At 71.4% G+C, this 9,630-nt stretch carries 9 protein-coding genes; 1 reads left to right on the top strand and 8 read right to left on the bottom strand.

Going from position 1 to position 9,630, the window contains the following annotated elements; genetic code table 11:
* Window positions 1-195: 195 nt before the first annotated feature.
* The 7 genes from ACIRFL_RS43135 to ACIRFL_RS43105 all read right to left on the bottom strand — a co-directional run bounded on the left by ACIRFL_RS43135 (window position 196) and on the right by ACIRFL_RS43105 (window position 8,065).
* Window positions 196-1,191 carry an alpha/beta fold hydrolase gene (locus ACIRFL_RS43135; RefSeq protein WP_404041074.1) on the bottom strand — a complete coding sequence of 332 codons (996 nt, stop codon included), beginning with the start codon at window positions 1,189-1,191 and terminating at the stop codon, window positions 196-198.
* Window positions 1,192-1,877: 686 nt separating this feature from the next.
* Window positions 1,878-2,642, bottom strand: a complete 765-nt coding sequence (locus ACIRFL_RS43130; protein ID WP_404041071.1) for a TetR/AcrR family transcriptional regulator — start codon at window positions 2,640-2,642, stop codon at window positions 1,878-1,880.
* Window positions 2,643-2,661: 19 nt separating this feature from the next.
* Window positions 2,662-4,224 carry a carboxylesterase/lipase family protein gene (locus ACIRFL_RS43125; protein WP_404041068.1) on the bottom strand — a complete coding sequence of 521 codons (1,563 nt, stop codon included), beginning with the start codon at window positions 4,222-4,224 and terminating at the stop codon, window positions 2,662-2,664.
* A gap of 15 nt (window positions 4,225-4,239) precedes the next feature.
* A complete protein-coding gene (locus ACIRFL_RS43120) occupies window positions 4,240-4,878 on the bottom strand; it encodes a GPP34 family phosphoprotein (protein WP_404041065.1) in 639 nt (212 codons plus the stop codon).
* Window positions 4,879-4,990: 112 nt separating this feature from the next.
* On the bottom strand, window positions 4,991-5,650 hold the full coding sequence (locus tag ACIRFL_RS43115; protein ID WP_404041062.1) for a response regulator: 660 nt from the start codon (window positions 5,648-5,650) through the stop codon (window positions 4,991-4,993).
* Complete coding sequence (locus ACIRFL_RS43110; protein WP_404041059.1) at window positions 5,647-6,825, bottom strand: sensor histidine kinase; 1,179 nt, start codon at window positions 6,823-6,825, stop codon at window positions 5,647-5,649. Before ACIRFL_RS43110 ends, ACIRFL_RS43115 begins: the two co-directional genes overlap by 4 nt.
* Before the next feature lie 187 nt (window positions 6,826-7,012).
* Window positions 7,013-8,065 (bottom strand): aldo/keto reductase, encoded by a 1,053-nt coding sequence (locus tag ACIRFL_RS43105; protein ID WP_404041057.1) that lies wholly within the window; start codon window positions 8,063-8,065, stop codon window positions 7,013-7,015.
* A 107-nt stretch (window positions 8,066-8,172) separates the two neighbouring features.
* On the opposite strand from ACIRFL_RS43105, the gene ACIRFL_RS43100 reads away from it, so the two are divergent.
* The gene (locus tag ACIRFL_RS43100; RefSeq protein WP_404041054.1) at window positions 8,173-8,802 is read left to right on the top strand and encodes a TetR/AcrR family transcriptional regulator C-terminal ligand-binding domain-containing protein; all 630 of its coding nucleotides are present in this window, start codon (window positions 8,173-8,175) and stop codon (window positions 8,800-8,802) included.
* 31 nt (window positions 8,803-8,833) lie between these two features.
* Here ACIRFL_RS43100 and ACIRFL_RS43095 read toward each other — a convergent pair whose 3' ends face one another.
* Window positions 8,834-9,193, bottom strand: a complete 360-nt coding sequence (locus tag ACIRFL_RS43095; protein WP_404041051.1) for an alpha/beta hydrolase fold domain-containing protein — start codon at window positions 9,191-9,193, stop codon at window positions 8,834-8,836.
* Between the last annotated feature and the right edge of the window lie 437 nt (window positions 9,194-9,630).

Raw genomic sequence — 9,630 nt, 5'->3', positions numbered from 1 at the left:
GCAGCCCGATCGCTTACGAGGCAGCGTCCGAAACAACATCAACTACGCTGGCACCAGCCGCATAACCCGTGTCCAGGATTCGGGGCCAAGGCCCTCCCTGTCGCCCGGGGGGCCGGCCCGAAGACCGGCCCCCCAGTTCGCGGGCAGGTCAGATACCTTCGAGGGGCAATTGCCTGAGCCCGTCAAGGCCTGGGGTCAGGCGAAGAAAGCGGTGAGTTCCCGCACGATGTCGTCTGGGCGTTCCTCGGCGAGGTAGTGACCCGCGCCCTTCAACTCGACGTAGCGGGCGTCTGCCGCCAGTCCCTCCATCTGTGCGAGAAGGAGTTCGTAGTACTTGCCGCCGATTCCGAGCAGGGGCATGGTCAGTACCGGGTAGTCCTTCAGATCGGCTATGTCCTGCTGGAAGGTCTGGTACCAGCCGTTCCCCCCGCGGATCGCATCCGAAGTGTTGTACGCGGCGGCGTAAATGGCGCGGGTCTTCTCGCTGAAGGCTCTGGGGTCCCCGCCCTGGAAGTCGATCAGCCAGTCGATGATGAACCGGAACCGGCCCTCAAGCAGCTGCTCGGGCAACTGGTCAAGCATGTTGAACGCGAACCACCACGGTGCCGGTTGGCCCGGCTGGGGCAGCATGCGTATTTCGTTGAATACCTCAGTGGGGTGCCCGGCCTCCCACAGAGCGACCTTCCGGGTCGCTTCGGGGTGGTTCGCGGCGAAGCTGAAGGCCACCATCGACCCGATGTCCTCGCCTGCGATATATGCCTGGCTGTGCCCCAGGGTGCGAAGCAGCTCGTAGATGTCCCGGGCCATGGTCTTCTTGTCGTACCCGTCCGCGGGCTTGTCGGAGTCGCCCATGCCGCGCAGGTCCGGGGCGATCACCCGGTAGCGCCGCGCAAGCGACGGCATGATCTTGTGGAACTGGTACCAGGTGCGCGGCCACCCGGGGAGCAGGACCAGGGGTTCGCCCTGGCCTCCGATGACATAGTGCAGCCGCGTGCCGTTCACTTCAGCGAAGCGGCTTGTAAAGCCCTTAACCCTCGGTGTCCTTGGCTTCTCGACACTCGGGGCGGCGGCTGCGGTGCCGGCCGGCAGGCCGAGCAGGGCCGCAGCGCCGGCGCCCGCGGCGACACCGATCACGTTGCGTCTGCTGAGTCGGTGGGAGAGCTCGCGATCGTCGGACTTCTTGGCGGTCATATGTGGAACTCCTTCGCGCTTCTGGTGCTTTCGTCACGCTCGACTGCGGCGGAGTGGCAGCGCCTGGGCGGTTATCTCGGCAGGTGAGCGCATTCGCCGCACCCCCTCGTCGAGAACCGGGCGTGCCCGCAGTCGGCCTGGCGGTCACCGCCGGCGACGACGGCCGTCCCGCTATCACGCCACCCACACTCAAGCCCTCCGCACACTTATGTACCGATCAATACGGATCGACACGGAGGGGACTGTAGCACTTCCGCACCGATCAGTACGAAAGAAGTGGGGAGGGAGGCGAGCCGCCGCGGAAGCCGCCGATCGGCCAGACTTGTATGGCTTCATCTCCGGTAATTGCGCCAACTTCGGCGTCAAGCGGGACTGCCAGGACCCTGGGCGTCTCCGCTTCCGTCACCACCGGCACCTGGGCACCGTCCGGCCCGCGCCGAACGCCAGGCCCGGGAGAGGCGTACGAGCGTTGAGATCCACGAGATTCAAGCCGGCCACCGCGGTGCCCGAGGCCGGCAACCGCGGGCCCGCCGGGGCGGCCGCCGCATGGCCGAGCGGCCCAACGCCCAGCAGCCCTGCCCGCGCTGCGACAAGCCGGGCCATCCGCGCGAGGACACCGGCTGGTGCGGCTCATGCTCCCGGTCGGACGCGCCGAAGCAGCCGCCCCGGATCTGCCGCGAGTGCGGTCAGCTGCGGCCGCATGCCGGACTGGGCCTGTGCTCGGCCTGCGGGCAACGTGGTCGGCGGCAGGTCAGGGTGCCTCGGAGACAAGGAGGTCTGACCCTGATGCTCGCCGAGGACTCACTCCAGGCGGCACTGACCTGCCGAAGCTGCTCAGCAGACCGCACCCGAACTCGGGACCGCATTGGTCTGCGCAGTTCTGACGGCTCGTTGAAGCTGACTGGTGGCCAGACATCCCTCGCCGTGGACTTGTCGTTGCCTCCGGCCGGAGCCACAGGGCGCGGGTCTGCGGGTAGCTGGAAGCCGAGGTTGTGTTCCAGAGCGGTGATGACGGTGGGGCTCACGCCTGCGCGGTGTTCCCAGGCGGGCAATTCGCTGAGCGCCGGCTCCCGTAGGGCCAGATCGACCAGTTCGCGCCGGACCGGTTGCGCCTCAGGGTCCGCCTTCACGGTTGCCCAATAGGTGCGCGGCAGCGTCCGGAAGTTCTCGGCCGGGGTCCCCTGCCCATCGATGACGGGCCAGGCTGTGTCCAGTGTGATGTTGGTGTCGGTCGACAGCAGCGCGGCGTATAGCTCCTGCTTGGAGTGGAAGCAGCAGTGGAAGGCGCCGTGAGGCATGTCCGCCTCCGCGCAGATGGCTCGCGTCGTCGCCGCGGCGATGCCCTCGCGCTTCATCACGCGCAGCGCCGCAGCCACCAGCTGTGCGCGCCGTACGGCCGCACTGGCCAAGTTCAAGTTGGGCTCACGCGAGCGGCCGCAGGTGGACGTCACCGGCTCATGCGGCAGACAGTTACGCGCCCTGGAGGTCGTCCCAGAACGTGCAGTGGTGGCGGAGCCGTGTCGTGTGGGTGGGGACGATGTGGTCCGGTGCCAGGGACTGCACCGTCTGCCGGGACCAGTGCGGCGAGGACGGGCCGTTCGGGTCGGCGGTGCGGGCGAAGCGGGTCCAGTAGTCGATCACGGTGTCGGCCAGCCGGTGCTGTGCCGCGGTCAGGTCGCGGGGGCGGCCGCCCAGGTCGAACAGGTAGGGCAGTTCGCTCGCGTGCGGTGCGCCGAGCGGGAACGGCGGTGTGCCCGAGGTGAGCAGCGGGGCGTGCTCGTCGGCGAACTCGTAGCGCCAGACGGGCACATGAGCGGCGAGCAGGCCGCCGGTGCGCGCCGTCGGGCAGGCGAAGTCGGCGTCGCCGATGACCGCGCCGAAGATCGGGCCGCCTTCGGTGCGGTGCACCGGGTACTCGTGGACGATCGCCTTGGCCTGCCCCGGGAAGAAGGTGGCCGCGACGTCGGGCCAGGTGTCGGCAGTGACGGGATTCCCGGCCTGGACGATCCCGGCGGCCCAGCCGTTGCCCTCGTCGTGGTTGTGGCCCATGAGCACCGGCACGCGGTGGAGGCGGCCGGCGGCGATCGCCGCCGCGGGATCGCCGGGCAGCAACGGGGTGGCGTAGGCGGGCTGTTGATCGGTTTCCTGGGCCGCGAGCAGGCGGGAGACGTGCACGCGTCGCAGGCAGGCCAGCACGTCACGGGCGGAGCCGCAGCCGACCTCGGCCGCGAGGTCCGCGCCCGTGGCGCGCGCCGTGGACAGGGGTACGGAGGAGGGGGCGAACGGGCGGTCGGGGCGGCCGGTGCACGGGCCGCTCTCGATGATCGCCCTCTCGAAGAGGCCCACGGCGGCGGGTGAGGCGAGCTGGGCGCAGACGCTGTAGCCGCCCGCCGACTCGCCGGCCAGTTTCACGTTGTGCGCGTCGCCGCCGAAGGCGCCGATCTCGGCGCGGACCCAGCGCAGCGCCGCCTGCTGGTCGGCCAGGCCGAAGGTGCCGGAGCCGGGCAGTCCGCTGTGCGCGAGGAAACCGAGCGCCCCGAGGCGGTAGTCGACGGTGACGACCACGACGTCGCCGCGGGTGGCCATGCGGTGGGCGTCGTAGGAGCTGCCCGCTCCGGTGGTGAAGCCGCCGCCGTGCAGCCACACGATCACCGGCCGGAGGTGTGCCCGTCCCGCGTCGTCGGGTGTGGTGACGTTCAGGTGGAGGCAGTCCTCGTCGGTGCTGCCGCCCGGCACCTCGCCGGCCGGTTGAGGGCAGGCGCTCGCGGGGCGGGTCGCGTCCCGTACCCCGGACCAGTGGGCCGCTGGTCGGGGCGGCGTCCAGCGCAGCCTGCCGACCGGGGGCGCCGCGTAGGGGATGCCCTCGAAGGTGCGGTAGCCGTCGTGGGCGGCGCCCCGCACCGGGCCGTCGTGGGTGCGGACCGTGGTGGTGGCGGGCCGGGCAGGCTGTGTCGGTGGGGCTGCGGACCAGGCCGTCGCGAGCACGGCGGTCAGGGCGCAGCCCAGGGTGGTCAGGACGCGGTGCGGGCTCATCGTCTCCCCCTTCGGTCAGCTGCCGCCCATGCCGCCCTGCGCGGCGATCATGGTCGTCGGCAGGGTGCGTACGGCCTTCTCCAGGCCTGGCGCGAGGGCGGCGAGAGTTCCCGTGCAGGCGTCGATACGGGCCCGGTAGGTCGTGTGGTCCTGCCGGGAGACGACGGGGCGGACGCCGCCCGCCGCGGCCAGCGCCAGGAGCGCGGCGTCGGCGGCGGGGAGGTCCTGCACGGGGTCGTCGCCGTGCAGCGCCGCGGACACGCGGGCGTGCAGGGCGGTGGGTTGGGCGTGGTCCGTCACGGTCAGGCGCCGGGCGCCGAAGGGGGTGCGGGGTTCCTTCACGGTGAGGACTCCCGCCGCGGCGAGCCGGTTCTCCACCTGCGTCAGGGTCCGCTTGCGGTGGCTGCGCACAAGGTGCTTCCAGCCGTGCCCGGCGGCGGCGTCGCTCAGCACGCCGTCCAGGACGGGGTCGCCGGTCGGTTGGGTGCCGCAGACGGTGGCCTTGCCGTCGGCCTCCCGCAGCCGGCCGCGCAGGGCGAGGTCGATCAGGGCGGCGGCCCGGAGCAGCACCTGTGTCCGGGAGCGGTCGTAGGGACCTTCGGCCGCGTCGTCGTAGGCGAGCAGATACATGAGGCAGGGCAGGTCGTCGATCACACCTCGACGCTACGGCCGGCCACCCCGGCCGTGGATCCGCCGAGGGGGCGGTCTGCCACTGGGAACGCGGGAGGATCGGGGCCCGGCCTCCTCCTTGAGGAGGAGACGGCTGTCAGGAGCGGCGTGGCTGTACGAGGCCGTGGTCGTAGGCGGCGACGACGGCCTGGACGCGGTCACGCAGGCCCAGTTTGCGCAGCACCGCGGTGACATGGTTCTTGACGGTGGCCTCCGACAGGCGCAGCCGCTCGGCGATCTCCGCGTTCGACAGCGCCTGCCCGATCAGGGTGAGCACCTCCCGCTCACGGCCGGAGAGGTCCCGCAGGGACTGCGGCGGTGCCAGGTCGGGCGTGGTGCGCAGGAACCGGTCGAGGACGCGGCTGAGCACGGTCGGCGCCAGCAGCGCGTCGCCGCGCGCGGTGAGGCGGATCGCGTCGACGAGCTGAGTGGGACGGATGTCCTTCAGCAGGAAGCCGCTCGCCCCGGCCCGCAGGGCGGCGACCACGTGCGCGTCCACGTCCCAGGTGGTCAGCACGAGCACCCGGGCCCGGCTGCGGCACTCCACGATCTGCCGGGTCGCCTCGATGCCGTCCACGACGGGCATGCGTACGTCCATCAGCACCACGTCGGGCGCCAGTTCCCGCGTCAGCCGCACCGCCTCCCGGCCGTCGGACGCCTCACCGACCACCTCCAGGTCGTCCCGGGCATCGATGATCATGCGGAATCCGGTACGGACCAGGGCCTGGTCGTCGGCGACCACCACGCGCAGCGTCATGACGCGTCCCGCACCGGCAGCCGCGCCGCCACCTCGAACCCGCCTGCGGGCAGCGGACCGGCACGCAGGCTGCCACCCACGAGCCGTGCGCGCTCCTTCATCCCCACCAGCCCGCGTCCCGCTCCCGGCCGTGCCGAACCGCCTTGCCGGGTACGCCCGTTGTCGACCACCCTGACCTTCACGCACTCCCCTTCCCCTCCGGCTTCCCCTTCGACGGTCACGCGCACGCTCACCTCGTCGGCGCCGACCGCGTGGCGCAGCGTGTTGGTGAAGGCCTCCTGGACGATCCGGTACGCCGCCAGGTCCACCGCGGTGGGCAGGGCATCGGTATCGCCGTGGCGGTGCACGTGCACGGTCATCCCGGTCGCGCGCACGGTGTCGGCCAGCTCGTCCAGGCGCGCGAGCGAGGGCCCCTGCTCCCACGGCTCCCCGGGCCCCTCCTGCCCCGCATCGGGCCCGAAGGCACGCAGCAGCAGGCGCAGTTCGCCGAGCGCCGAGCGGGCACCCGTCTCGATGGCCCGCAGCGCCTCACGGGCCTGTTCGGGGCGTTCGGTGAACACGTCGTCGGCGGCGCCCGCCTGGATGACCATCACCGACAGGGTGTGCGCCACGACGTCATGCACCTCGCGCGCGATCCGGGCGCGCTCCTCCACCACGGCCCGGCGCGCCTCCGCCCTCGTCCGCGCCTGCTGCGCCCTGCGCCACTGCCCCGCGGTCCACGCCAGGACCACGGTCAGCAGATAGACCGTCAGCCCCGCGGGCCCACCCGCCCCGAACGCCGGCAGCGCCGGCAGGCACATCGCCGCCAGCGCCCACACCGACACCCGCCGCGGCCTGGTCGCCGACAGCACACACAACGTGACCTGCGCCGCGAGCAGCGCACCCGTCAGGGAAACGGCGGGCAGCAGCGCCCACACCGAGAGTCCCGTCACCGCGTTCACGGCCAGGACGGCGACCGGGCTACGCGCCTGCCACCTCAGGGCGCAGGCCTGCGCGAGGACGAGGACCACGCCCACGGGCAGCCGCCACCCGCGGTCCGTGCCGGTGACGAGCACCGAGGTGCCGAGCACACCGAGCACCAGACCGGCCGACCCCCACCACAGCGCCCGGGGCGCCGGCTCGCCCCGCGCTTCCCCGGCGAAGGCGTCGTTGGGCTGCTTCCTGCTGCGCTCCACGCCCCGACCCTATCCGGGGTGTGAAACCGGCGGCCTCCAGTGCAGGGCCAGGCGCCGGCGCGGGACGTGAAGCGGCATGCGGAGCGGCGCATCGGCGTCGGCCCCGGGCAGACGATGGGCGAGGCAGCACCCTGCCGGCCCGAGTCCGGGACACGCGGCCGTACGCTCCTGCTGCTTGACGCCGCTGTCATGCGGCAGGCGGAGGCACGACAACCGGCGGGTTGAGGCGGGCGAAGCCTTCCTGGCGCTCGTAAGGGAAGTACGGGTAGGGCGCCGTCTTGCCGCTCGCCGCATCGAGTTTCGCCATCTGGTCGGGTGTGAGCGTCCAGCCGACGGCACCGAGGTTCTGGCGAAGCTGCTCCTCGTTGCGGGCGCCGATGATGACGGAGGAGACGGTCGGTCGCCGCAGCAGCCAGTTGATGGCGATCTGCGGAATGCTCTTGCCGGTCTCCTGCGCTACCTCGTCGAGGGCGTCGACCACGCGGTAGAGGTGTTCGTCCTCGACCGGCGGGCCGTAGTCCGCGGTGTGGTGCAGTCGGCTGCCGGCCGGCAGCGGCCGGCCGCGGCGGACTTTGCCGGTGAGCCGCCCCCAGCCGAGCGGGCTCCAGACGAGGGCTCCGAGGCCCTGGTCGAGCCCGAGCGGCATCAGCTCCCATTCGTAGTCGCGGCCGATGAGGGAGTAGTAGACCTGATGTGCGACATAGCGCGGGTGGCCGTACCTCTCCGCGATCGCGAGGGACTTCATCGCCTGCCAGCCGGAGAAGTTGGAAATGCCGACGTAGCGGACCTTACCTGCTCGTACGAGATCGTCGAGTGCGGACAGGACTTCCTCGATCGGCGTGCCGGCGTCAAAGGCGTGCAACTGGAACAGGTCGATGTAGTCCGTGCCGAGCCGGCGCAGGGCGTCCTCGCATGCCGTGATCAAGCGGGAACGAGAGGAGCCCCCGTCGCCCGGGCCGTCGCCCATCGGCAGGCTGGTCTTGGTGGACACGATCACCCGGTCCCTGCGGCCCTTGATCGCTTCGCCCAGCACCGCCTCGGAGGCGCCGGCGGAATAGACGTCGGCGGTGTCGAACATCGTGATCCCGGCGTCGAGGCAGATGTCCATGAGGCGGCGTGCTTCTTGCGCATCGGTGTTGCCCCAGGCGCCGAACAGCGGCCCTCGGCCGCCGAAGGTGCCGGCGCCGAAGCTCAGGACGGGGACCTTGAGGCCGGATGCACCCAGCCGCCTGTATTCCATGACTGTTCCTCTCTCGCCACCTGACCTGGCTAATGGGTCTTGAGTTCCGTTAGTGTGGCCCTCAACCTAGCAGGCGCAGGGGCGATTAACGAAACTGGAGTCCCGTTATGGGGTTTGAGGGTGCAGATCCGGGGACCGTCCGTCCCGGAGGGCGCACGGCACGGGTACGGGCGGCGGTGCTGCAGGCGGCTGGGGACGCCTTGGCGGAGCGGGGCTTTGCCCACCTGGACCTCGCCGACATCGCACGCCGTGCCGAGGTGGGCAAGACCACCGTCTACCGCCGCTGGGGAACGGCGACCATCTTGGTGGCCGACCTGCTGAGGGACATGGCCGAGCAGTCACTGCCGCGTACCGAGACCGGCTCGCTGCTCGGCGACCTCAAAGCCAATGCCCGGCTCGTGCAGCGCACCTTGGCCGACCCGCGGCAGGGGGCGCTGTTCAAGGCAGTGATCGCGGCCGCCACCTGTGAGGCGAAGACGGCCGAGGCCCTGCACCGCTTCTACGACATCCGCGTCAAGGAATGGGCACCCTGCGTCCAGCAGGCCATCGACAGGGGCGAGGTGCCCGAGGGCACCGATGTCCACGAGGTGATCCGTGCTGTCTCCGCCCCCCTCTACTACCGCCTGCTGACCGGCAGCGGCCGCCTCGACGAAGCCGCCGCGGACCAGGCCGCCGAGGCCGCCGCGGCTGCGGCGCGTGCGGGAGCGTACCTGCGGGGCGGCGAGGGACGTACGTGACCGGCTTCCCGCATCCGTCGCGCAGCGTGGGTCACCGTACGTGATCTCCGGGGGCGTGGCGTTTCCAGCTTCCCCGGCCTCGGCGGCCGAGTCGGGTGGCGGTGCCGTCACGGCAGCCGAGCAGAGTTCGGGCGTCGGCCCCAGCACCGGCGAACACGGCGTTGTCGGGAGCGAGGCCGATGGCGCTCACCAGATAACCGCCGGCGCTGGGCCCGAGCCCGACGATCCGGTCCGGGTCGAGGCCGTGCTCGGCGGCATTGGCGCGCACCCGGCGCACGGCGGCCGCGAGGTCGTGGACCGGTTCGGGGAACCGGCACTCGCCGCTGAGGCGATAGTCCACGGAAGCCACCACGAACCCGGCTTCGAGGAAGGCCCAGCAGGATCTGGCCAACCACGCCACCTCCCCGAGTTCGGCCGCCTGGGAGCCGAGATCGTTATGGCAGAGAGCGGCGGGGACATGCCCCCGTTCGCTCCGCCCCCCACCTGGCCTCCAGTAGTGGGGCTGCCCGGGATAGAACGAGTCGGCTGGCTGTGAACGTGCCCACCTCGTCGCTCTCGTCCGCGCCGGAGCCCGCTTCGAACGCGGCCACCTCGTCGAACGTTCCGAAGCCCGCGCGGCATGAACGACCGCAGCCGATCAGCAGACGCCCTGACGACCCGGGTCACGGACGCGGGAAGCGGGCGCGCACGTCGTCGATGCAGGTGTCCCTAGACGTGGGCCCGCCGAACCGAAGACCTGCGTTCCGCGTAATTCAGCGTCCTAGAGTCACGAATCTGGGGTCTGACCTGCGCGGACATGGGTGAGGGCGCCTGAGAGGCGTTTCTCTA

Origin of the sequence: Streptomyces sp. NPDC102462, from assembly GCF_044765425.1 — a bacterium.
Lineage (GTDB): Bacteria > Actinomycetota > Actinomycetes > Streptomycetales > Streptomycetaceae > Streptomyces.
This window is presented reverse-complemented; position numbering and strand designations above follow the sequence as displayed.